This window comes from Micromonospora sp. BQ32 (assembly GCF_059358895.1).
Genome location: NZ_JCADBI010000002.1, coordinates 1 through 20,655 on the forward strand (window position 1 = coordinate 1; position 20,655 = coordinate 20,655).

Annotated in this window: 24 protein-coding genes; 13 read left to right on the forward strand and 11 right to left on the reverse strand. The window is 69.6% G+C overall.

The window, feature by feature from the left end; all coding sequences use genetic code 11:
* Window positions 1-329: 329 nt before the first annotated feature.
* From AC5L30_RS03535 to AC5L30_RS03545, 3 genes are all read left to right on the forward strand, one after another.
* A complete protein-coding gene (locus AC5L30_RS03535) occupies window positions 330-1,130 on the forward strand; it encodes a GntR family transcriptional regulator (RefSeq protein ID WP_494866060.1) in 801 nt (266 codons plus the stop codon).
* A complete protein-coding gene (locus AC5L30_RS03540) occupies window positions 1,127-1,852 on the forward strand; it encodes a PP2C family protein-serine/threonine phosphatase (RefSeq protein ID WP_494865336.1) in 726 nt (241 codons plus the stop codon). Before AC5L30_RS03535 ends, AC5L30_RS03540 begins: the two co-directional genes overlap by 4 nt.
* Before the next feature lie 648 nt (window positions 1,853-2,500).
* A complete protein-coding gene (locus tag AC5L30_RS03545; RefSeq protein ID WP_494865337.1) occupies window positions 2,501-3,577 on the forward strand; it encodes a GTP pyrophosphokinase in 1,077 nt (358 codons plus the stop codon).
* Between the two features lie 350 nt (window positions 3,578-3,927).
* Here the strand turns inward: AC5L30_RS03545 and AC5L30_RS03550 are convergent, their stop codons facing one another.
* The 4 genes from AC5L30_RS03550 to AC5L30_RS03565 are packed head-to-tail and all read right to left on the reverse strand — an operon-like array spanning window position 3,928 to window position 7,363.
* Entirely contained in the window at window positions 3,928-4,353 is a 426-nt protein-coding gene (locus AC5L30_RS03550; protein ID WP_494865339.1) for a DUF6924 domain-containing protein, read from the reverse strand.
* A gap of 27 nt (window positions 4,354-4,380) precedes the next feature.
* Window positions 4,381-5,430 carry an LD-carboxypeptidase gene (locus tag AC5L30_RS03555; protein ID WP_494865341.1) on the reverse strand — a complete coding sequence of 350 codons (1,050 nt, stop codon included), beginning with the start codon at window positions 5,428-5,430 and terminating at the stop codon, window positions 4,381-4,383.
* A 50-nt stretch (window positions 5,431-5,480) separates the two neighbouring features.
* Complete coding sequence (locus AC5L30_RS03560; protein WP_494865343.1) at window positions 5,481-6,863, reverse strand: hypothetical protein; 1,383 nt, start codon at window positions 6,861-6,863, stop codon at window positions 5,481-5,483.
* On the reverse strand, window positions 6,860-7,363 hold the full coding sequence (locus AC5L30_RS03565; protein WP_494865345.1) for a SigE family RNA polymerase sigma factor: 504 nt from the start codon (window positions 7,361-7,363) through the stop codon (window positions 6,860-6,862). Before AC5L30_RS03565 ends, AC5L30_RS03560 begins: the two co-directional genes overlap by 4 nt.
* A 143-nt stretch (window positions 7,364-7,506) precedes the next feature.
* Here AC5L30_RS03565 and AC5L30_RS03570 point away from each other — a divergent pair, with 143 nt between their 5' ends.
* Window positions 7,507-7,848, forward strand: a complete 342-nt coding sequence (locus AC5L30_RS03570) for a VOC family protein (RefSeq protein WP_494865347.1) — start codon at window positions 7,507-7,509, stop codon at window positions 7,846-7,848.
* A gap of 25 nt (window positions 7,849-7,873) precedes the next feature.
* Here AC5L30_RS03570 and AC5L30_RS03575 read toward each other — a convergent pair whose 3' ends face one another.
* The 3 genes from AC5L30_RS03575 to AC5L30_RS03585 all read right to left on the reverse strand — a co-directional run bounded on the left by AC5L30_RS03575 (window position 7,874) and on the right by AC5L30_RS03585 (window position 9,688).
* Window positions 7,874-8,518 (reverse strand): dihydrofolate reductase family protein, encoded by a 645-nt coding sequence (locus AC5L30_RS03575; RefSeq protein ID WP_494865349.1) that lies wholly within the window; start codon window positions 8,516-8,518, stop codon window positions 7,874-7,876.
* A 32-nt stretch (window positions 8,519-8,550) separates the two neighbouring features.
* Window positions 8,551-9,255, reverse strand: coding sequence for a dihydrofolate reductase family protein (locus AC5L30_RS03580; protein ID WP_494865351.1), 705 nt, complete (start codon window positions 9,253-9,255; stop codon window positions 8,551-8,553).
* A 76-nt stretch (window positions 9,256-9,331) separates the two neighbouring features.
* Complete coding sequence (locus AC5L30_RS03585; protein ID WP_494865353.1) at window positions 9,332-9,688, reverse strand: hypothetical protein; 357 nt, start codon at window positions 9,686-9,688, stop codon at window positions 9,332-9,334.
* Between the two features lie 226 nt (window positions 9,689-9,914).
* Between AC5L30_RS03585 and AC5L30_RS03590 the strand changes: the two genes are divergently transcribed.
* On the forward strand, window positions 9,915-10,796 hold the full coding sequence (locus AC5L30_RS03590) for an LLM class flavin-dependent oxidoreductase (protein ID WP_494865355.1): 882 nt from the start codon (window positions 9,915-9,917) through the stop codon (window positions 10,794-10,796).
* Between the two features lie 35 nt (window positions 10,797-10,831).
* On the opposite strand, the gene AC5L30_RS03595 is transcribed toward AC5L30_RS03590, so the two are convergent.
* Entirely contained in the window at window positions 10,832-11,263 is a 432-nt protein-coding gene (locus AC5L30_RS03595; RefSeq protein ID WP_494865357.1) for an ASCH domain-containing protein, read from the reverse strand.
* Between the two features lie 148 nt (window positions 11,264-11,411).
* Window positions 11,412-11,963 carry a phosphoribosyltransferase family protein gene (locus AC5L30_RS03600; protein WP_494865358.1) on the reverse strand — a complete coding sequence of 184 codons (552 nt, stop codon included), beginning with the start codon at window positions 11,961-11,963 and terminating at the stop codon, window positions 11,412-11,414.
* Window positions 11,964-12,150: 187 nt separating this feature from the next.
* Here AC5L30_RS03600 and AC5L30_RS03605 point away from each other — a divergent pair, with 187 nt between their 5' ends.
* From AC5L30_RS03605 to AC5L30_RS03620, 4 genes are all read left to right on the forward strand, one after another.
* Window positions 12,151-12,786, forward strand: coding sequence for a septal ring lytic transglycosylase RlpA family protein (locus AC5L30_RS03605; protein ID WP_494865360.1), 636 nt, complete (start codon window positions 12,151-12,153; stop codon window positions 12,784-12,786).
* 104 nt (window positions 12,787-12,890) lie between these two features.
* The gene (locus AC5L30_RS03610; RefSeq protein ID WP_494866061.1) at window positions 12,891-14,015 is read left to right on the forward strand and encodes a PP2C family protein-serine/threonine phosphatase; all 1,125 of its coding nucleotides are present in this window, start codon (window positions 12,891-12,893) and stop codon (window positions 14,013-14,015) included.
* A 128-nt stretch (window positions 14,016-14,143) separates the two neighbouring features.
* A complete protein-coding gene (locus tag AC5L30_RS03615; RefSeq protein WP_494865362.1) occupies window positions 14,144-16,000 on the forward strand; it encodes an acyl-CoA dehydrogenase in 1,857 nt (618 codons plus the stop codon).
* 212 nt (window positions 16,001-16,212) lie between these two features.
* Window positions 16,213-16,482, forward strand: a complete 270-nt coding sequence (locus tag AC5L30_RS03620) for a DUF6458 family protein (protein WP_030487564.1) — start codon at window positions 16,213-16,215, stop codon at window positions 16,480-16,482.
* 57 nt (window positions 16,483-16,539) lie between these two features.
* Here the strand turns inward: AC5L30_RS03620 and AC5L30_RS03625 are convergent, their stop codons facing one another.
* The gene (locus tag AC5L30_RS03625; RefSeq protein ID WP_494865364.1) at window positions 16,540-17,079 is read right to left on the reverse strand and encodes a SixA phosphatase family protein; all 540 of its coding nucleotides are present in this window, start codon (window positions 17,077-17,079) and stop codon (window positions 16,540-16,542) included.
* A gap of 112 nt (window positions 17,080-17,191) precedes the next feature.
* Here AC5L30_RS03625 and AC5L30_RS03630 point away from each other — a divergent pair, with 112 nt between their 5' ends.
* The gene (locus AC5L30_RS03630; RefSeq protein WP_494865366.1) at window positions 17,192-17,479 is read left to right on the forward strand and encodes a DUF6458 family protein; all 288 of its coding nucleotides are present in this window, start codon (window positions 17,192-17,194) and stop codon (window positions 17,477-17,479) included.
* Window positions 17,480-17,584: 105 nt separating this feature from the next.
* Here AC5L30_RS03630 and trhA read toward each other — a convergent pair whose 3' ends face one another.
* Entirely contained in the window at window positions 17,585-18,262 is a 678-nt protein-coding gene (gene trhA, locus AC5L30_RS03635; RefSeq protein ID WP_494865368.1) for a PAQR family membrane homeostasis protein TrhA, read from the reverse strand.
* 107 nt (window positions 18,263-18,369) lie between these two features.
* Here trhA and AC5L30_RS03640 point away from each other — a divergent pair, with 107 nt between their 5' ends.
* From AC5L30_RS03640 to AC5L30_RS03650, 3 genes are read left to right on the forward strand one after another with little or no spacing between them, the layout of a single operon-like run.
* Window positions 18,370-19,056 (forward strand): 5-oxoprolinase subunit B family protein, encoded by a 687-nt coding sequence (locus tag AC5L30_RS03640; protein WP_494865370.1) that lies wholly within the window; start codon window positions 18,370-18,372, stop codon window positions 19,054-19,056.
* Window positions 18,954-19,916: a 5-oxoprolinase subunit C family protein gene (locus AC5L30_RS03645; protein ID WP_494866062.1), complete on the forward strand. Its 963-nt coding sequence runs from the start codon at window positions 18,954-18,956 to the stop codon at window positions 19,914-19,916. The genes AC5L30_RS03640 and AC5L30_RS03645 overlap by 103 nt, the downstream gene beginning before the upstream one ends.
* Entirely contained in the window at window positions 19,900-20,649 is a 750-nt protein-coding gene (locus tag AC5L30_RS03650) for a LamB/YcsF family protein (RefSeq protein WP_494865372.1), read from the forward strand. Before AC5L30_RS03645 ends, AC5L30_RS03650 begins: the two co-directional genes overlap by 17 nt.
* Window positions 20,650-20,655 lie beyond the last annotated feature (6 nt).

Below are 20,655 nucleotides of genomic sequence, written 5' to 3' on the forward strand. Positions count from 1 at the left end.
GACAGATGCGAGCGAGAGCCCGCAGGCGAGTCACACGACGCCTCGACAGGGGTCGACGCCACCCACCGATGCCCGTTAAGGGAGGGCATGGCAGGGGCGTCCGTCTGAAGACCCGAGACGCGACACGCAGGGTTTTGGGTACGCTGAACAGGCATCGTTTGGTCCTTTCGCAGGGAGCCGATGCACCGGCCTCGACGGGTTGCAGCCCGTCGGGGCCTTTTCTGTACCGGATTGTCTTGGGACAATCACGTAGGGATAGTGTGGGGACAATCTGACTGATAGTCAAGGATTGTCGTGGGACAATCAGGGGAGGAGGTATAGACGTGCCGGTGCACTCGCGCTACCTGGACATCGCGTCCATGATCCGAGAGCGGATCGAAGCCGGGGAGTGGGAGCCGGGCGCGCGGCTTCCAACCCTCAACGACCTCGCAGCCGAGTACGACGCCAACCGCGACACCATCGGTCGGGCCATCGCCCTGCTTGAGACAGAGGGCTATTTGTGGGCTGTCCAGGGGCGAGGCACCGCCGTTCGGTACGGCACGATGCGCCCACGTCGGCCACGCGGTGACTTGGTCAAGCGCAACGAGCAAGCAACCGGTTACTCGTTCCCCTCAGCAAGCAGCCAGGAGGTATGGGTTCGCCACGGCAAGGCCGTCAACGCGCCGGCCCGACTGGACGATCCCCGTGTCGCCAAGCTTCTTGGAGTGGAGCCTGGCACCGAAGTGCTTCGCCGGTTCCGGGTCACTGGGCCAGCGTCGGAAGCCCCATTTCAGATCAACATCTCGTGGATTCACCCGCGCGTCGCCGATATCGTTGCCGACCTGGACGCGAACCCGGCAGCGGGCGAGTGGCTGTACCACATCGAGACTGCTGGCCACTGGCCCATCAGTTGGATGGAGATTCACCGCGCCCGGATGCCCAGCAAAGACGAAGCAGCCCTCTTGGAGATCCCCACCAACCTGCCGGTCTTGGAGATCGTGCGGGTCGGCACCTCGGGAGGCGACAAGAAGCCGGTCGAGGTGACCGAGTACGTCGTGGCGAGCGACCGGGTCGAGACGGTCCACGTCTTGCGCCGCGACAAGAGCGCCCAGGAGCCGTGGCCCGACCCCGTACCGAGAGGTGAATCATGACAGTCACCCTCACTGTCGAAGCCGCCAGTCGGACACACCAGGGCCTCGTTCGCAAACGAAACGAGGACTCTCACAGCCAGGGGCAATGGCTCTACGTCGTTGCAGACGGTCTCGGCGGCCACGTCGCCGGTGACATCGCTAGCAGCACAGTCATAGATGCCTTGAAGGCGTACGACCGTCCTGTAAAAGCGGAGGATCTAGCCGGCTTTTTGGGACGGGCGATCAACGAAGCGAGCGAGGCATTACGCCGGAAGACCCGCGAAGAACCGGCACTGGCAGGTATGGGAACAACATTGGTCGCCTTGCTGCGATCCGGCAGCGATGCGGTCGTGGCAAACGTTGGGGACTCCCGCGCCTACCTCATCCGACGCCACGGCTCCCGCGACAACGTCATGGTCCAAGTCAGCGAAGATCACACCTACGGACACCTCGTCGCCAACGCTGAGGACGTGCCCAACCTCCCTGAGAAGCTAGCCCGCTTCCTCGACGGACGGAAAGACGGCCGGTCGCCCGACCTGACGCCTCTCCATCTCTCTCCCGGCGACCGAGTCCTGTTGTGCTCTGACGGACTGAGTTCGTACGTGCCACACGAGCAAATAAGAGCTGCGCTCGACTCCGACGGTGGACCAGGGGATATCGCCGACCAGCTCGTGAACTTGGCAGTTGACCAAGGCGGGCACGACAACGTCACCGTAATCGTCATTGATGTGACCCAGCGGTAGCGCTCCTTCGCCCCTGACGCAGAACGGGGCAGCCCGCCTGCCGGCCGGTGAGAACTTTCTATACGTCTTCAAGGCGGCCCTGAACGGGCCGCACGCGCCGCCGCCAGGGCGCGCGTCCGTCGCTCCGCTGACGCTCCGACTCCGGCCACGCAACACGCCCGGCGGCTGGCGCGGAAAGCGGGGAAGCCCGGGGGCCGCCGCAGACGGTGGCGGCGAGGGTGGTTGAGATTGGTGGGCCGGCAGCCGGCCTAGGCGCGGCGGCCGTGGCACCGCCGGGCCATGGCGCGAGTCACCGCCGGTCGTGGTGGGGATGCGGCGCGAAGGATGCGGGGCCGCCCCTCCGACCTCAAGGGTGCTTCGCATCGCTGCGCGACGGCCCTACGGGCCGCCCTTGACACCGGAGCCTCTGCGACCCCTTGGGCCGGCGTTGCCGGCAGGCGGGGGCCTGCCCGTGATGCTCGCGCCGCATCCCCACCACGACCTCGTGCATGCAGTCAAGCCGACCTTGACGACGCGTTGCATACGTGGAAAGCGTGACACCGTGAGGGATGACAGCGGTTCGGGCACTGTCCGCATAGACTCAACGCTCTGAGCCACAGATAAATAGCAGCACCAGGAGAGAGTTCCATGCCGCCATACGGAGGATTCATGGAAGACGTTAAGTCTGATGTAGCGCGAATGGCACCAAATGCAGACGAGCAGAAGAATTCGGACCTGGTCGAATCTTTCTCTCTAGCCCGTCCCAGGTACGTAGCATTTTGTGAGTCATTGCGCCTGCTGGTGCAGCGCCTGTGCGAAAACTCTGGACTCTCTTCCACGGTTGAAGCCCGCGCGAAAGCCGTGTCCCACTTGGCGGACAAGCTTAAAAGAAAGCGGGGCTACGCATCCTTGGATGATATACCCGACTTGGCTGGAATTCGCATAATTGTGCGATATTCAAGCGAGGTTGCTCGGGTGGCCGAGATGTTGTCCCGAGAGTTTGAAGTAATCGAATCCTTCACGCACGACTATTCATCTCCAGACAGCTTCGGATACCGAAGCCACCATATGGTGGTCGCCCTTTCCGAAAAGCGCTCATGCTTGGCCGAATGGACTGACTCGCAGGATCTGCGCGTAGAGATACAGATCCGCACCATCCTTCAACACGCTTGGGCGTCGATAAGTCATAGTCTCGACTATAAGTCTGAGTCGGATATCCCCCAGGACCTCAGGCGCGACCTCTTCAAGGTAGCCGCACTACTCGAAAGCGCCGACGACAGCTTCGAGCGATACAGGGAAAGCGTCCGAGCGCTGAAGCAACACTACGCCGTGGAGATTGACTGGCGCTCCCTGCCTGTTGATATCTATTCTTTGAGATCCCACTGGGGCAAAATCTCCAAGGGGCCTCTCGAATCCGCTCGTGAAGCTGTGGGGTTGGAGCCCCGCAAAAGTGATGGCGTAATTGATGATGTCCTTTTAGCTATTGCACGAGGCTCGGCTGTGGCGCGGATCGCTACGCTGGGCGCGTTAGAGGAGTTTATAGACACAGCGGATCTACTTAAGCATCTTGAGCGTTTCAAGGAAACTATAGCGGACAGGGAGCCTCTAAAAACCCTGAGTACGCCGCTGGTGCTCGTTGCGGTCTTTTGTTCTCTCGAAACCGTGAGATCGGTTGATCGCGACTACATTCTTGGCATCCAAAACCCCAGCGAGTCGCAACCAATTCAGCAACGGAAGGGGAGCTGACAAATGCGCAGTCTCCTACCCGTTGCTGCCCAAATAGCCGCGCTTGCGGGTTAGGAAGTCAAGTCCTAGCCTGACTGGTCCTCGTGCCCGATCCGTGCCCGACGCAGGGGTCAACACCGGCCAGTGAAGGTACGCCGCAGTGCCCAGCCACTAGGTCCGTGCTTCCGTGACCAGGTGGCACCCCGCCCGTGGGTCGCGACTCAACCCGATTCCCAAGCTGACAGTGCGGGTTCGATTCCCGTCACCCGCTCCACAGCGAAGGCCCTGGCCAGGACGTGAGTCCCGGTCAGGGCCTCTCGCTTTTCCAGGGTCAACGAACTGCGACGTGCCATCAGTGCTTCGCCAGGCCGTCAGGCCGCCTCGAACCCTCGGTACGTGCCGGACTCGTCGGCGGCGTCGGCGAACTCGGCGAAGTCCATGTTGGCGATGGTGAGGTTGGCCGAGACGTCCGCGTACCAGCGGGGCGGCACCCGGAAGGTGCGACCGGGCTCGCGGCTCAGGTCGACGGCGAGCAGTGGGCGTTCGACGTCGGTCATCGTGGTCGCGTCGGCGACGAAGAGGTAGGGGAGCCAGTCCGCGTCACTGATGGGGGCGTTCGCGTTGATCAACTGTTCGATGGTCGCCTTGCGATAGGCGGGATCGTCGACGAAGGTCGCGCTGTAGTAGCACTCCCACCGGCGAAACTCTTCCTTGACGGCCGTCCAGGCGCTGTCGTCGGTGAAGTCGGTCCGGAGTACGAGCGATGCGAGGTCATCGGGTTGAGGCAGAGCGGGCACGATGAAGATCCTCCACCTCGCGAAGCCCTATCGGTAGTCGGCGAAGATTCGGCGCTCCACGCCGTCGACGGTGACCGGGCCGCCGTGGGGAAGGATCCACTGCGGTCTGGTGTGGCCGAATGGGACGCCGACGCAGACGACCGCCTCGGGGTTGTAGCGGGTCACCACCTCGACGACTGTGTCCCGCTGCTGCTCGCGTAGCCGTGCCCGATCCGCGGCCGGGGGTCGGCGGGTGTGGTCGGAGACCGGCGGACGGGCGACCAGGACCGCGTCGACGGCGCCGAGGAAGCCGCGTTCACCCAGTGATCGGACGATCCAGCCGACCTCACGGGCGGGGAGAAGCTCCTCCGACGTCTCGATGAGCAGCACCCCACCCTGCAGGACCTCCGGGGGAAACGGGAAGCGTCCCGCCGTCAGGATCCACTGGATGACCTCCAGGCAGCCACCCCAGGTGGGGCCGGTGACCGCGCGGGGCGGCCCGTACCAGCTCCACGGCTCCGTCGGTTCGCGCTCTCCGAAGGACTTCAACGCCTGCGGGTCTGCCCAGTCGATGCCGATGTCCTCGGACTCACCCGGATCGGTGATCTCCAGCCGCTCCCCGGTGAGCAACGCCGCTCGCAGCGACCGGACGTGAATGTCGTCGACGGCGGGCCCGGGGCCGAGGTGCACCTGGGAGGACCCGCCGTAGAAGCTGGCGATGCCGAGGCCCCAAAGCCAGTGGTGCAGGTTGGTGTTGTCGCTGGTGCCGAGGAACGGCTTCGGGTCGGCCCGGGCCAGGTCGGCGTCCAGGTGGGGGATGACGGTGATCTGGTCGTCGCCGCCGATGACGGCGAGAATGCCGCGTACCTGGGGGTCCGCGAAGGCGGCGTTGATGTCCGCCGCCCGCGCCGCCGCGCTCGCACCCACCTGGCGGGTGGTGGGGTATTCGACCGGGACGAGGCCGGTCAGGTCGGCAAGCCGTCGCATGGCCTGCTCGTGGATCCCGGGATAGGCACCGGCCGCAGCGAAGGACGGCGAGATAACCGCGATGCGGTCCCCCGGTCGCGCCTTGCGAGGACGAACAAGCTCATGCTCCATGTCGAGATCCAACAGGTGCGCCGGTCCGCACGCATCTCAATTTGCGGTTGTCAGCGCGTCCGCCGGACGCGCCGGTCGTCGAGCCAGAGCGCCAGTCTGCCGCGGCTGCGGTGGACGGCGATGCCGGCGATCACGAGGGTGATCAGAATCCCCCAGCCCCAGAATCGACCACCCACCCCGCCGGGCGGGTTCGCGTCGCGGGTCCGACCAGCGCTGATCACGCTGTCGGCGACGTCGACGGCGAGGACCTGCTCCGGGGCGGTCATCAGGGTTCGTGGCGCGGTGGCGTCGGGCGTCAGCGCCAGCACCCGTACGCTGCGCACATTGGGGTAGGCGGTGCGTTGGTCCAGCTCCAGCGGCTGGTCGAAGCGGTCCGGGCTGAGCGGTTCGGGCTGGTAGGCGACCACCAGCGCGGACCCGTCCGGGCCCCAGCCGAGCAGTCGGATGGCGGTCACGCCGGTGACACCGGGCAGGGGCAGCGATGCGGTGTCCCGGCCGGTGGCGGGGTCGACCCGGCGCAGGCTCCAGTCGGTGGTGCCGGCCTTCCGGCTGATCAGCGTCAACACTCCGTCCGCCGTCCATGCCCCCTTGCCGGCCAGCCAGCTCTCGACGGGCAGCTCGAAGGTGGACACCGTCCGCCCGTCCAGGTCGGCGACCGTCACGGTCCGACCGATCTGGTACGCGACGCGTTCACCCCCGGGGGCGAAGGCCACGGACGAGCCGAAGATCGGCTGTTGGGCACCGTCGGCCAGCTGGGTCCAACCTTCGTCGTCGAGCGTGACGATGCTCAGCACCCGCCGGTAGCTGCTGCGCATCGGGTCGGTCGGCACGGTGTCGTCGACCACCAGTTGCCTGCCGTCCGGGGACCATGCCTGGGGGCCCGTACCCACGCTGTCGGCCACCTTGCTGCGCAGCTGCCGGGTACGGCCGGCAACCAGGTCGATGATGTCGACCCGGGGGGCCTCGGAGAGGCCGGCGGGCCGGGCCACGTAGCGGCCGTCCGGGGAGAGGAGCACCTCCTCGCCGGCGGGTGCCTCGTAACCCATCGAGAAGATCCGGTAGCGGTCGGAGTTGGCGCCGACCACGCCGACGACGCCGTCCTCATCCCAGCCCTGGAGGCGTGGGGCCTGACCGCTGAAGATGACCGACGCCGGCCCGAGCCGGGGTCGGTCGGTGGCGTGCAGCGTCCCGATCGGTGGCAGCGCAATCCGGTCGGGCAGCGCGGCGTCCGCGCCGGCCGCCGGATCCACTGCAGGTGTACGCGTCAGCGGGAGCACAGCCCCGGTCAGCGCGACGAGCACGAGCACCACGACAGCGGCGAGGACGGCCCGGCGGCGGGAGCGGCGGGCGGTGGCGAGCGCTCGTTCGTAGACCGGGTAGGCGGGGACGTCGGCCGCGGCGGCGTGCAGCGTCTCGCGGAGTCGGTCGGTCACTGCTGGCTCCTCTCCACCGTCGGGTCGATCAGGTCGAGGGCGGTCGCGCGCAGCCGGCGGATGGCGTCGTGGCCGTGCCGCTTGATGGTGCCGACCGAGCAGCCGAGCACCGCCGCCGCCTGGGCCTCGGTCAGGTCCTCGTAGAAGCGCAGCACGATCACGGCGCGCTGACGAGGGGTGAGCCCGCGCAGCGCGTTCACCAGGCTCAGCCGTAGCGCGGTGGCCTCGGAGTGGTCGTCGCCGGGCCGCTCGGTGGGCTGTGCCTCCAGGCGCTCGGTCAGCCGGCGCCGCCGCCACCAGGAGACCTGCTGGTGGTACATCACCCGCCGCACGTACGCCTCGGGGTCGCCGTCGCGAATCCGCCGCCAGTGCCGGTACGTCCGGGCCAGGGCGCTCTGCAACAGATCCTCGGCGAGCTGATGGTCGCCGGTGAGCAGGTAGGCCGTCCGGGACAGCGCCGGCGTGCGGTGCACCACGAACTCGTGGAACGTCTCGGTCATCCCCACCCCCTCGCCAGGTAGAACGCCACCCGTCCCGGGAATGGTTGAGGTCGGACGACCGGTTCTGATAGTTCCTGCTGGGCCTCGGCACCGGCTAATGTCCGGTTTGGAGGTGGTCCGTGTTCACCGAAGCTTTTCCGATCGTGACGACACCTGACCTGCCACGATTGATCGCGTTCTACCGGGACGTGGTCGGCTTCGAGCTGACCTACCGGTTCCCGGACGAGGGTGCCCCGGAGTTCGTCGCTCTCCGGCTGGGCGGCAGCGAGCTCGGCCTGGCCGCCAACCCGGAGGCTGGCGGGCCGGCCGACTCGCACCGCTGGGAGTTGTGTGTCTACGCCGACGACTGCGACGCAGCCGTGGGCGCGCTGCGTACGGGTGGAGCGACAGTCACCGAGGAGCCGGTCGACCAGCCCTGGGGTGAGCGGTCCGCGCGGGTCACCGACCCCGACGGCAACCGGTTGCTGGTGCTGGCCCGGCTGTAACGACCCCTGGCGGGTCGGAGCACGGTCATCGTCTCCAGAACAGCAGATGGGTGACTCCGCTGGGGCTGGGCACCGACTCGAGGTGGAAGCGGTCGAGCAGTTCGTCGGGGCTGTCCCACAAACGCTCACCCCGTTCGAGGTCGACGGGCGCGACAGCGAAGTGCATCGTGTCCACCAGGTCGGCCTCGATGAACTCGCGGACGGTCGCCACCCCACCACCGAGGCGTACGTCCCGACCGGCGGCTGCCTGCTTCGCCCGGGCCAGCGCCTCGGCCGGGCTGGCGTTGAGGAAGTGGAACGTGGTGTCGGACAGGGTGAACGACGGGCGTTCGTGGTGGGTGAGCACGAAGACCGGGGTGTGGAACGGCGGGTTGTCCCCCCACCATCCCCGCCACTCGTGGTCCTCCCAGGGGCCACGTTGAGGGCCGAACTTGTTGCGACCCATGATCTCCGCGCCGATGTTGCACTCGGCGTCGCGGGTCAGGTAGTCGTCCAGGCCGCGACTGCCACCCGGCTCGCTGCGATACACGAAGCTGGCGGTGGCGGCACGCCAGGAGAACAGCGGGGTGGGGTCCGCGTGGCCGAAGGGCCGTTCCAGGCTCTGCCCCTCTCCGGTGCCGAACCCGTCGCGCGAAACGTTGAAGCACTGCACCCGCAACAGTTGCGGCATGGTGTCTCCTACTTCCTTCGATGGGCCGTGACTCAGTTCGCGGTCACCGTCGGGCCGCCTCCGCTGCCCCGGTCATCGAGCACGAGCGGGGCGCGACCACGCACCGCGTACCGGATGTGGGTCACCTGTGGGGTGGCAAGGACGCGGGTCGGCGTCAGTTCGACCCCCTCCCGGTCACCCAGGTCGAGGTCCGCGTCGAAGAGCCGCAGGCCGGTGCCGAGCACGACCGGTACGACGTGTAGCTCCAGCTCGTCGAGCAGGCCGGCCTTGAGCACCTGGCGCACCAGGCTGCCGCCCCCGGCGACGGCGACATCCTTGCCACCGGCCACGGCGCGCGCCTGCTCCACGGCGCTGGCCACGCCGTCGGTGACGTAGGTGAAGCTGGTGCCGCCGCCCTTCAGCAGCCGCTGGCGGGGGCGGTGGGTGACCACGAAGACCGGTGCGCGGAACGGCGGCTCCTCACCCCAGGGGATCTCGCCCCCGTCGGCCATCCGGCGCCCCATCACGTACGCGCCGGCCGCGCCGAACGACTCGGCGATCACCTCGGAGTTGGTGTCCTGCTCCCCGCCGGCAAAGCCCTGCCGTTCGCGCCAGGCCGCCGCCTCGGTCGCCCACCTGGTGACCCGGAAGAACTTGGCGCTCTCCGCCGAGTCCATCCAGTCGCCGTTCCCGTCGAACTGTGGGCCGGCGTAGAAGCCGTCCACCGATACCGACAGCTGTGCGGTCACCTTCGTCATCGCGCCTGGTCCTCTCCTCGGGTGACACCCCGCCTGGGTGCCGCTCCCCGAGGGGTCGGAGCCGAACGCGATGTCCCTACCGGAGTGAAGTGTGACCCGCGTCACCCGTGGACCCGGTCAGGAACCACGTCCCGGCGTGTTCCGGGTCGCGTGACCAGCGCATCCGGGGCTTCTCCTCCGGGCGAGGGCTCCAGTCACGGTACGGCGCAAGGGCCACCCGCCAGGCGATCACGGCGAAGACGTAGATGCCCGGGCCGACCAGCCAGAGCAGGGCGTCGCGTCGCCGATAGGAGGCGTACGGCGCGAGCCAGGCGGTCGCCGACATCGGCACCGCGACCGCGCTGAGGTCGGCCAGCGGTCCGCGGCCGAACCGGGCCTCGATCAGCTCGCGGAGGACGAGGGACGGGACGATCACCCCGAACACCATCGCCACCGTGCGGATCATGCGCGTCCGGCGATCCGGGGATGCGCGGGCAGCAGGCGCTTCGGGGGGCATCCCCGGAGGGTACGGGCTGGCAACAGCGGTGGATCTAGGACTTCCGGTCGGCGACCGCCGCCTCGATCCGCAGACCGAGGCCGGTCAGATGAGGAACGCGGCCAGGATCTGTGGCCGTAGCCACAATCTGGTCCGGGCGGCGTCCCCGACTAGGGTGGCGATCATGCGGATTGGCATCGTGATCCTGCCGGACCAGCGGTGGGCGGAGTCGCAGCGTCGCTGGCGGCAGGTCGACGAGTGGGGCTTTGACCACGCCTGGACGTACGACCACCTCGGTTGGCGGGACCTGGTCGACGGCCCGTGGTTCGACTCGATGGCCACGCTGACGGCCGCCGCCACGGTGACCTCGCGGATTCGGCTGGGCACCCTCGTGGCGTCGCCGAACTTCCGGCACCCGGCCGCGTTCGCCCGACAGATCACCACGGTGGACGACGTCTCCGCCGGCCGGCTGCTGCTCGGTCTGGGCGCCGGCGGCATCGGCTTCGACTCGGCGGTGCTGGGCGGTGAGACGCTGCCGCCGCGCCAGCGGGTCGACCGATTCGCCGAGTTCACCGAATTGTTGGACCTGATCCTGCGGGAGGACGGCACCACCTGGCGTGGCGACTGGTTCGCCGCGGTGGACGCCCGCAACAACCCCGGTTGCGTGCAGCAGCCTCGGGTGCCGTTCGTGGTGGCCGCCAACGGGCCACGGTCGATGCGGTTGGTGGCCCGCTTCGGGCAGGGGTGGGTGACCACCGGCACCGGTGACGACAACGACCTGGCGGGTTGGTGGGCCAGCGTGTCGGCGCTGTCCGCCCGGATGGACCGGACCCTGGACGAGGCCGGCCGGGATCCGGCCAGCCTGGACCGCTACCTCTCGCTGGACGCGGCGCCGATCTTCTCGCTCAGCAGCGCACAGTTCTTCGCCGATCAGGTCGGCCGGGCCGCCGAGTTGGGCTTCACCGACGTGGTGACGCACTGGCCGCGGGCCAGCAGTTGGTACGCCGGTGACGAGGCCATCCTGGTCGACGTGGCGACGCGGTTGCTGCCAGAACTACGCGGCTGAGGCCGACGCGCCCGCCCGGCTGGGCCGCTGCCGGGTCAGGTGCCGAGGTCGCCGCTGGCCACCCCGCCCTCGCCACCGGAGACCAGCCGGAAGCGGAGGCAGACGATCGGCGTGTCGCCGTCGACCGGCGTGTCGAGCCGCGCCCAGTAGGCCGAGTGCCCGGCCCGCCACTCCTCGATCGAGCGGTCGCCCTCGCCCTCGGCGTGGGCGAAGTCCCAGGGCACGTCGGCGAAGCGGACCACCTCGACTCCGGTGATCTCCACGACGCCGGCCAGGGCGTTGTTGTCGTCGACCAGGGCCAGGCGTTCGCCGACGTGCTCCAACTCCTCGCTCTCCTCCGCGTACTCGGCGAGCCGGCCAGCCGTCGCGGTCTTCACACCGGCCAGCACCAGGGTGTTGAGGGTCGCCCGCAACTCACCGGGGGTGCCGAGGGCGAGGGCGCGCAGTTCACCGATTCGAGGCCACATCCTGCCGAGGCTAGGCCAGCACGGCCCGGGCCGCCGCCGCAATACGCGTCGCCCCGCTCAAGATCAGTTGGCCGGCGTAGCCGGGTGCGGTGAGGAGCAGCTCGTCACCACTGGCCGCGTACGCGTCGGTGCTGAGCCTCGCCTCAGGTCAAGCCGGCAGATCGGCGGCGTCGATCAAGCCGGTGATCCGTAGGTCGGCCGCGACGTCGGGCGGACAGTCCACGGCCACCACGGCGGTGCCCAGTACCTCGGCGCCCCGTGTGGCGCAGATGTCGTAGAGGGCGCGTAGCTGCGCGCCGGTACGGACCCAGTCGTCCACCACCAGCACTCGGTCGTCCGGGCCGAGGTGCCGGTCCCGTACGGCGAGGTCGACCCGTCGGCCCCGGTAGTCCGGTGGGCTCTGCGCCCAGGTGAGCGGGCCGGCCGGCAGCCGCCCGTCACCGGGTTTGTGTGCGGCCACGAAGCCGACCCCGAGGGCGGTGGCGGCCAACGGCCCGAGCAGCAGCCCGGTGACGGCCGGTGCCAGCACCACCGTGGGCCGGGCGGCCCGGTACGGCGCCACCAGGGCCGGCCCCAACTCGGCCAGCACCGCCGGGTCCCGCCACCAGCCGGAGATGTCGCTGACCAGGTGACTGGTGCCCGGGCCGGGGTCGATCCACTGGAACAGGGTGGCCAGACGTTCGGTCAGCTCAGCGGGCATCCGCTCATCCTGCGGCACGGGCGGTGGGCGTGGCGGCACCCGGGCCACCCGGCCCACCCCGGGTCGGATGATCGGCTACACGTACCCGCGCAAATACGGGCATATCACAATGATCACGTTGACTTCGGAAGTGCTTCTCTCGTTACGGTCCGACCCGGTTTGTTCAGACGACGAAAGGACCGGGCCGGTGGCAGCCAAGCACTCCCGTACCCGCATCTTCTCCTCCCCGGCGGGCATCGTGGCCACCGCGGCGGTCGGCGTGGCCCTCGCCGTCGGGGGCACGGTCAGTGCCGTGCAGCTGGCCTCCGGCTCCGAGCAGTCCGGGCAGACGACTCTCGACCTCACCCCGACCGCCGCGAGCAGCATCGCCCCCAGCTCCCCGGCCGTCTTCCCGAGCGTCAGCGCCTCGCCCAGCGTGACCGCCAGCCCGTCGGCGACCCGGTCGCAGCAGGCCGCCTCCCGGGGCAAGGAGCGCACCGCGTCGCCGAAGCCGAAGCTGAAGCCGACCGTCAAGAAGACCACGGCCGCGGCGAAGGTGCTGGAGAGCGGCTCGTGCGGTGCCTCGTTCTACTCCGACGGGCAGCTCACCGCCAACGGCGAGTCGTTCAACCCCGGGGCGCTGACCGCCGCGCACAAGACGCTGCCGTTCAACACCAAGGTCCGGGTGACCAACCCGGCCAACGGCAAGTCGGTCACGGTGCGGATCAACGACCGTGGCCCGTTCATCGACGGCCGCTGCCTGGACCTGTCCCGGGCCGCCTTCGCCACCATCGCCTCGGTCGACGTGGGCGCGCTCACCGTCCGCTACGAGGTCCTCGGCTGACCGGGGCGGGCGACGCCGATTCGGTCGGCCGACTGGGCCGGCCGGACAGAACCTCCTCGGACGACGGGTCAGGTTCATTCACCGGTTCACGCGGATCAGGCAAACTGTCCCTCGTACCCACGCGACTCCTCCAGTCGGGCCGTCGCCCGCTGAGCCCCGGATCCCGCGCCGGCCTCGGCGCGGCCCTCGTTCTGCTCGCGATCGTGTCGGCGGTGGAGGCGGCGGACGGCCGTAAGGTGCACTACGTCGCGCTCCTGGTGGCCGCGCCGGTGCTCGCCGCCGCCCTGGCGTCCTGGCTGGTGGTCCTGGGAGTGGGCGTCGCGGCGACCCTGATCGGCGTCGGCTTCGCGCTGGTCGCGCCGAAGGTCTCGTTGGGCACCTCGGTCGACGTTGTCGCGGTCGCGCTCGCCACCGGGATGGCCGTGGCGGTGGCGTGGGTTCGCCAGCGGCAGGCCGAGCGGATCGTCGAGCTGACCAAGCTCGCCGCGGTGGCCCAGCAGGCGGTGTTGCGCCCGCTCGGGCCGCAGGTCGGCACGCTCTCGGTCGCCGGACGCTACATCTCCTCCACCGCGACGGCCGAGATCGGCGGCGACCTGTACGAGGCGATCGACACGCCCTACGGCGTCCGCATGATCATCGGTGATGTGCGCGGCAAGGGGCTGGACGCGGTCCGGCTGGCCAGCATCGTCCTCGGTTCCTACCGGCACGTGGCGTATGAGCGGGCCGACCTGCGGGCCGTCGTCGCCGACCTGGACCGCGCCGTGGCCCGCAACGTCGGCGACGAGGACTTCGTCACGGCGGCCCTGGTCGAGGAGCGTGGCGGCACCCTCACGATCGTCAACTGCGGTCATCCGCCGCCGCTGCTGCTACGCCGGGGTGCGGTGATCCCGCTGGAACCGCCGGCCCCGGCGCCTCCGCTCGGGTTCATGCCGGTGGTCCGCCCCCGGGTCGAACGCCTGGAGCCCGGGGACCGGCTGCTGTTGTTCACCGACGGCCTCGGCGAGGCGCGGCGGGACGGCGAGTTCTTCCCCACCGCCGACCGGGCCTGGCGACTGCTCGGTCATGGCACGGTCGCCGACGGGCTGGCGTCGCTGGAGACCGCCCTGGTCGAGTGGGTCCACGGTCGGCTCGACGACGACATCGCGCTGGTCCTGATGGAGTACGTCGGTGCCCGTACCGGCGCGGCCGTGGCCGTCCCGAGCTGGGAGGTCGGCGCCGCCGAGAGCTGAGTCGCCGGTCGTGTCCGCAGGTGTGTAATCGCCGTCACTTGGGCGATCCGCTTGTCGCTGCCTACCCGCGAGTAATACAGTCGGGGTTACTGATCGGTAACACCTGTCCGGAAGCGGGGCCAGCGAGCATGACCCACTACAAGAGCAACCTCCGGGATCTCGAGTTCAACCTGTTCGAGGTCTTCGGGGCGGACCGGGCGTTCGGCCAGGAGCCGTACTCGGATCTCGACACCGACACCGCCCGCAGCTTCCTCGCTGAGGTCGACCGCCTCGCCCGCGAGGATCTGGCCGCCAGCTACACGGACAGTGACCGCAATCCGCCGGTCTTCGACCCGGCCACGCACACCGCACCGCTGCCGGAGTCGTTCAAGAAGTCCTACCAGGCATTCATGGACTCCGAGTTCTGGCGCCTGGACCTGCCGCCGGCGCTGGGCGGCACCAACGCGCCGCGCGCCCTCTGGTGGGCGCTCGCCGAGCTGGTGCTCGGCTCGAACGCACCGGTCTGGATGTACGCCTCCGGCCCGTCCTTCGCGCACGTGCTGCACGTCGAGGGCAACGAGCGGCAGAAGAAGTGGGCCAAGCTCTTCATCGACAAGCAGTGGGGCTCCACGATGGTGCTCACCGAGCCGGATGCCGGCTCGGACGTGGGCGCGGGCCGCACCCGGGCCATCCAGCAGCCCGACGGTACCTGGCACATCGAGGGTGTGAAGCGCTTCATCACCTCGGGTGAGCACGACCTGAGCGACAACATCGTGCACTACGTGCTGGCCCGTCCGGTCGGTGTGGAGGGTGCCGGTGGCCCCGGCACCAAGGGGCTGTCGCTCTTCGTGGTGCCGAAGTTCCACTTCGACGAGAGCACCGGCGAGCTGGGCGAGCGCAACGGCGTCTACGCCACCAACGTCGAGCACAAGATGGGCCTGAAGGTCTCCAACACCTGTGAGGTGACCTTCGGCGAGCACGGCGTACCGGCCAAGGGTTGGCTGCTGGGCGACAAGCACGACGGCATCCGGCAGATGTTCATGATCATCGAGTACGCCCGGATGATGGTCGGCACCAAGGCCATCGCCACCCTCTCCACCGGCTACCTCAACGCCCTCGAGTACGCGAAGAACCGGGTGCAGGGCGCCGACCTGATCCAGCAGGCGGACAAGACCGCCCCCCGGGTCACCATCACCCACCACCCGGACGTGCGTCGCTCGCTGCTGCTGCAGAAGTCGTACGCCGAGGGTCTTCGCGCCCTGGTCCTCTACACCGCCACCTGGCAGGACAAGGTCGCGCTGGCCGAGGCTGCCGGCGACGAGAAGGCCACCAAGCTGGCCAAGCGGGTCAACGACCTGCTGCTGCCGCTGGTCAAGGGCGTCGGTTCGGAGCGGGCGTACGAGCTGCTCGGGCACGAGGCCCTGCAGACCTTCGGCGGCTCCGGGTTCCTCCAGGACTACCCGCTGGAGCAGTACGTCCGGGACGCCAAGATCGACACCCTGTACGAGGGCACCACCGCCATCCAGAGCCTCGACCTGATCTTCCGTAAGATCGTTCGGGACAACGGCAGGGCGCTGCTGGCGGTCTCCGGCGAGATCCAGGAGTTCATCTCCTCCGAGGCGGGCAACGGCCAGCTCAAGGAGGAGCGGCAGGCGCTCGGCAAGGCGCTGGCCGAGATCCAGAACATCCTCGGCGTGCTGACCGGCTGGCTGGGCGAGGCGCAGGGCGGCGACACCCGCGCGCTCTACAAGGTCGGGCTGAGCAGCCGGCGGTTCCTGCTGGCGATCGGCGACCTGGTGGTCGGCTGGCTGCTGCAGCGGCAGGCCGACGTGGCGCTGAAGGCGCTGGCCGGCGAGGTCTCCGCCAGCGACAAGGCTTTCTACACCGGCAAGGTGGCCGCTGCCCGTTTCTTCGCCCGCGAGGTGCTGCCCCGCATCGGCGCCGACCGGCGGATCATCGAGGGTGCCGACCTCGACATCATGGACCTCCCGGAAGAGGCCTTCTAAGCGTGCTGCGGCACGTCTGACGGTTCCGGGTCGCACCACCCGGCACCGCAACGGCCGGTGGGGCTTGCGCCCCGCCGGCCGTCGCCGTCTCACCGCGACGGCGGGCACGTATTGGCCGAGCCCGGCCGGGTATGCCGCTGGCGTGGCGGGTAACCGTCGCGTGACCTCGAAAGGGAACGCCCAGAGCCACCGCACGGGGGAGTGCAGCGCACATGGGTGTAGGAAGCGGCATTTTTCTCATCGCGATCGGCGCGATCCTGACCTTCGCGCTGAGAGCCAACGTCTGGTGGATCGACGTCCGGGCGGTCGGCTGGGTGTTCATCCTGGCCGGGCTGGCCGTACTACTGACCACGGTCTGGTTCTGGCAGGACCGGCGCAAGCGGGCCCGAACCCTCATCGTGGAGGAGAACCGGCTGTCCCATCCGACGGCGATGATGCCGCCACCACCGGACCCGCCGCCACCAACGGCGCCGCCGTCCTGATCCCGGCACGACCTGGACGTGTACCGCTGAGCCACCCGTCGAAGATCGGCGGGTGGCTCAGTCGCGTGCCGTGTGCCGGGCCGTGAGCGGCGCTCCGGCCCTGCTCAACTCCGCCCAGCCGAGCGGGCATCGGTGCACGGCCAGCTCGGCGGTGCGCAAGCCCTCGTCGCCAAAGCCCTCGGGATCAAGGAGCGCGGAGAGCAGTGATATGCCCGGATTATGGGCAATGACCAGCGCCGTGCGTGCCGCCGGGTCCACCGTGCGGACCAGCGACAACAACTCCTCGGGGTGCGCGTCGTACGCGCCCGGCTCATAACGCACGGTCGGGCGAGGACCGGTCGGGCCGCCCTCCGGCGGTGAACCGGTCATCCCCATCGCCACCCCGTGCCAGGTCTGCCGGGTGCGACGGGCCGTCGAGCAGATCACCACGTCGGGCAGCAGCCCGTGGTGCGCCAACCAGGCCCCAGCCGCAGCCGCGTCAGCGTTCCCGCGTGCGCTGAGCGGCCGTTCGGCGTCGTCCGCCGCGTCGCTGCCCTGCTCGGCCTTCGCGTGCCGCAGCAACACCAGTGTCCGTGTGTCGGGGTCGGCGTCCGTCATGCCCCAAGCTTGCCCGATTGGCGATCTCCGTGCCTGGGTAAGTCGATGGATGCCGCACCCCTACCGACGGCCGCGGCGCGACGTACGCCAGGTTAGAGCCGAGGAGCGAGACATGGGCATTGGTGGCAGCATCTTCTTGATCGCACTAGGCGCGATCTTCGCGTTCGCAGTGGAGGCCGACCTGGGCTGGCTGGACCTGGCCGTGGTCGGCTGGGTGCTGATGCTGGCCGGCGTCGCCGGTCTGCTCACCACCCTCTACTTCTGGAACAGCCGCCGCCGCACGGTGGTCGCCGCGCCGGTTCGCGAGGAGCGCGTGGTGGCCGACCGGGTCGTGCCGGCCCAGGACAACCAGGTCATGCGGGAGTACCGCGAAGTGCGTCGGCCGGGCCGACCGGTCTGACCCTCGCTCGCACACTCCGGGGCCCCGCAGCGTCGCGGGGCCCCGGCTCGCGTCTCTACCCAGCTCGTGTGCGCGCCCGGCTCGTGGTGCCCCCGTCCGTTTGGGTCAGGCGAACAGGGCGAAGTAGATCGCGATGTGGTGACAGAGCGCCGCCAGCAGCGTGCAGGCGTGGAAGAATTCGTGGTGGCCGAAGACGGTCGGCCATGGATTGGGCCGGCGCAGCGCGTAGAAGACCGCGCCGATGCTGTAGATCGCGCCGCCGACGATCAGCAGCACCAGCGCCGCGACGCCGCCTCCGTTCAGGATCTCCGGCAGCATGGCCACCGCCACCCAGCCCAGCGCCAGGTAGAGCGGCGCGGACACCCAGCGTGGCGCGTGCGGCCAGACCACCTTGACCGCCACGCCGGCCAGCGCGCCGCCCCAGACCAGGGCCAGCATCACGGTGGCCGGTCGGGGCGCGAGCAGCATCGCGCAGAGCGGTGTGTACGTACCGGCGATGAACACGAAGATCATCGAATGGTCCATCCGGCGCATCACCTGGTAGCCGCGCTCTGACCACACTCGACGGTGGTACAGCGCGCTCGTGCCGAAGAGCCCACAGACCGTCAGGCTGTAGATGAGGCAGCTCACCAGGGGTGCCCACCCCGGCCGGGTGGCGGCGATCGAGCAGAGCACGATGCCGCAGACCAGGGCGACGAAGAAGGCGTACGTGTGTAGCCAGCCGCGCATCCGGGGCTTACCGATGTCGACCGGCTTCAGGCGAAGCGGGGCGGAGGTGGTCACCCAGTCAGGTTACGGCACCGTAGGTTACTTGTAAGTAGTGGCGTTGGTGACACCCGGCACCGTCGACGTGAACACCGGATCGGAACGACATCGGCGAGGATGAGCGGATGCGGATCCGACCGGTCGGGGCGCACGCCCTGCTACTCGACTGCACCGCCCCCGCCGACATCCCCGAGGCCGCGCTGGTCGAAGCGTGGCGGGCCGAGCTGTGGCGGCGTCGGGAGCGAGGCGACCTGATCGCCGTCGAGATCGTGCCGGCGGCCCGGACCGTGCTACTCGACGGCCTGCCCGACCCGGCCACCACCGTCCAACAGCTGACCCGATGGGCGTCCGCCGTCGCCGCCGCGACCACCCGCCCCGACAACTTCAACGCCGACGCCGACGCTGAAGACGAATACGAGGCCGAGGACGACGCCGCGGACGTGGTCGTACCGGTCTCCTTCGACGGGCCGGACCTACCGGCGGTGGCTGCGCACTGGGGTGTGGACGTGCCAGCAGTGCGGCACCGGTTGACCAGCACCCGGTTCCGGGTCGCCTTCTGCGGCTTCGCCCCCGGATTTCCGTACCTGACCGGGCTGCCCGCCGAGTTGGCGGTGCCCCGACTGCCCACGCCTCGCCCCCGGGTGCCGGCCGGCTCGGTCGCGCTGGCCGGCCCGTACGCCGGCATCTATCCGGGTGCGTCGCCGGGCGGCTGGCAGCTGGTCGGTCGGACCGACCTGGTGCTGTTCGACGTGGCCGCCGACCCGCCGGCCCGACTCGGCCCGGGCAGTACCGTCCGGATGGTGGCGGCGTGACCCGCCCGGCCACCATCGAGGTGCTCCGCGCCGGCGCGCTCACCACCGTGCAGGACCTGGGACGGCCCGGCTGGGCGCACCTGGGCGTACCCCGATCCGGTGCCCTCGACCCGGCCGCCCTGCGGCTGGCCAACCGACTGGTCGGCAATCCGGAGCACGCGGCCGGCCTGGAGATCACCCTGACCGGCTGCACCCTGCGACTGACCCGGGCCAGCACGGTGGCGGTCACCGGCGCCGAGGTCCCGGTCCAGGCGGGCGTTCGGCCCGGAGACACCGGACGCCCGCTCAGCGTGCCGGCCGGGACGGTGCTGCGGATCGGTCCCGCCCGACGGGGCGTACGGAGTTGGCTGGCGGTGGCCGGTGGCATCGACGTGTCACCGGTGCTCGGCAGCCGGGCCACCGACACCCTCTCCGGGCTCGGCCCACCTCCGCTGCGCGACGGCGACCAACTGCCGCTCGGCGAGCCGGTCGACGCACCCGCGCCGGTGGATTCGACAGTCTGCGCCAACCCCGCGGCGGAGCTGCACCTGACGCTGGGCCCCGGTCCTCGCGAGGACTGGTTCACGCCGACCGCGTTCGACCGGCTCTTCGGCAGCGCGTACACCGTCAGCCCGGTGAGCAACCGGGTCGGCGCGCGGCTCGCCGGCGCGGCGCTGCCCCGCGCGGTCGCCGGCGAACTACCCAGCGAGGGCATCGTGCTCGGCGCGGTGCAGGTGCCGGCGGACGGACAACCCCTGATCTTCCTCGCGGACCATCCGACCACCGGTGGATACCCCGTCATCGGGGTGGTCACCGACGTGACCCCGCTCGCGCAGGCCCGGCCAGGTACTACCGTCAGATTCCATGGACCTCAACGCTGACCTGGGCGAGGGATTCGGCATCTGGCGACTCGGCGACGACGAGGCACTGCTCGGCCTCGTCACCTCCGCCAACGTCGCCTGCGGCTTCCACGGCGGCGACCCGTCCACCATGCGGCGGGTCTGCGAGGGCGCCGCGCGACGCGGGGTCGCGGTCGGCGCGCAGGTCGGCTACCGGGACCTGGCCGGCTTCGGCCGGCGGCACATCGCGTACGACTTCGCCGAACTACGCGACGAGGTGACCTACCAGCTGGGGGCACTGGACGCGTTCTGCCGGCTGTTTCGCACCCGGGTCCGCTACCTCAAGCCGCACGGCGCGCTCTACCACGCGGCCAGCACCGACGAGTCCCAGGCGGCGGCGTTGGTCGCCGCCGTCAGCGGTTACGACCCCGAGCTGCCCGTGCTCTGCCTACCCGGCTCGACGCTCGCCCAACTCGCCGTGGGTGCGGGCCTGCCGGTGGTTGCCGAGGCGTTCGCCGACCGCGCCTACCTGCCCAACGGGGCGCTGGTGCCGCGCGGCACCCCCGGCGCGGTGATCACCGACCCCGAGCAGGTGGCCGAACGGGCGGCGCGGATGGCCACCGAACGCAGCGTGGTGGCGGTCGACGGGACCGTCATCCCGTGCTCGGTCGACTCGATCTGCGTGCACGGCGACACCCCGGGCGCGGTCTCCGCCGCCGAACTCGTCCGGGCCACCTTGATCGACGCCGACATCACCCTTGCTCCCTTCGCCTGACCGGAG

Coding starts and splice junctions, on each gene's coding strand:
- AC5L30_RS03540 (WP_494865336.1), top strand. CDS start 1,127: ATGACAGTCACCCTCACTGTCGAAGCCGCCAGTCGGACACACCAGGGC.
- AC5L30_RS03545 (WP_494865337.1), top strand. CDS start 2,501: ATGGAAGACGTTAAGTCTGATGTAGCGCGAATGGCACCAAATGCAGAC.
- AC5L30_RS03555 (WP_494865341.1), bottom strand. CDS start 5,430: ATGGAGCATGAGCTTGTTCGTCCTCGCAAGGCGCGACCGGGGGACCGC.
- AC5L30_RS03565 (WP_494865345.1), bottom strand. CDS start 7,363: ATGACCGAGACGTTCCACGAGTTCGTGGTGCACCGCACGCCGGCGCTG.
- AC5L30_RS03575 (WP_494865349.1), bottom strand. CDS start 8,518: ATGCCGCAACTGTTGCGGGTGCAGTGCTTCAACGTTTCGCGCGACGGG.
- AC5L30_RS03580 (WP_494865351.1), bottom strand. CDS start 9,255: ATGACGAAGGTGACCGCACAGCTGTCGGTATCGGTGGACGGCTTCTAC.
- AC5L30_RS03590 (WP_494865355.1), top strand. CDS start 9,915: ATGCGGATTGGCATCGTGATCCTGCCGGACCAGCGGTGGGCGGAGTCG.
- AC5L30_RS03595 (WP_494865357.1), bottom strand. CDS start 11,263: ATGTGGCCTCGAATCGGTGAACTGCGCGCCCTCGCCCTCGGCACCCCC.
- AC5L30_RS03600 (WP_494865358.1), bottom strand. CDS start 11,963: ATGCCCGCTGAGCTGACCGAACGTCTGGCCACCCTGTTCCAGTGGATC.
- AC5L30_RS03615 (WP_494865362.1), top strand. CDS start 14,144: ATGACCCACTACAAGAGCAACCTCCGGGATCTCGAGTTCAACCTGTTC.
- AC5L30_RS03620 (WP_030487564.1), top strand. CDS start 16,213: ATGGGTGTAGGAAGCGGCATTTTTCTCATCGCGATCGGCGCGATCCTG.
- AC5L30_RS03625 (WP_494865364.1), bottom strand. CDS start 17,079: ATGACGGACGCCGACCCCGACACACGGACACTGGTGTTGCTGCGGCAC.
- AC5L30_RS03630 (WP_494865366.1), top strand. CDS start 17,192: ATGGGCATTGGTGGCAGCATCTTCTTGATCGCACTAGGCGCGATCTTC.
- AC5L30_RS03640 (WP_494865370.1), top strand. CDS start 18,370: ATGCGGATCCGACCGGTCGGGGCGCACGCCCTGCTACTCGACTGCACC.
- AC5L30_RS03650 (WP_494865372.1), top strand. CDS start 19,900: ATGGACCTCAACGCTGACCTGGGCGAGGGATTCGGCATCTGGCGACTC.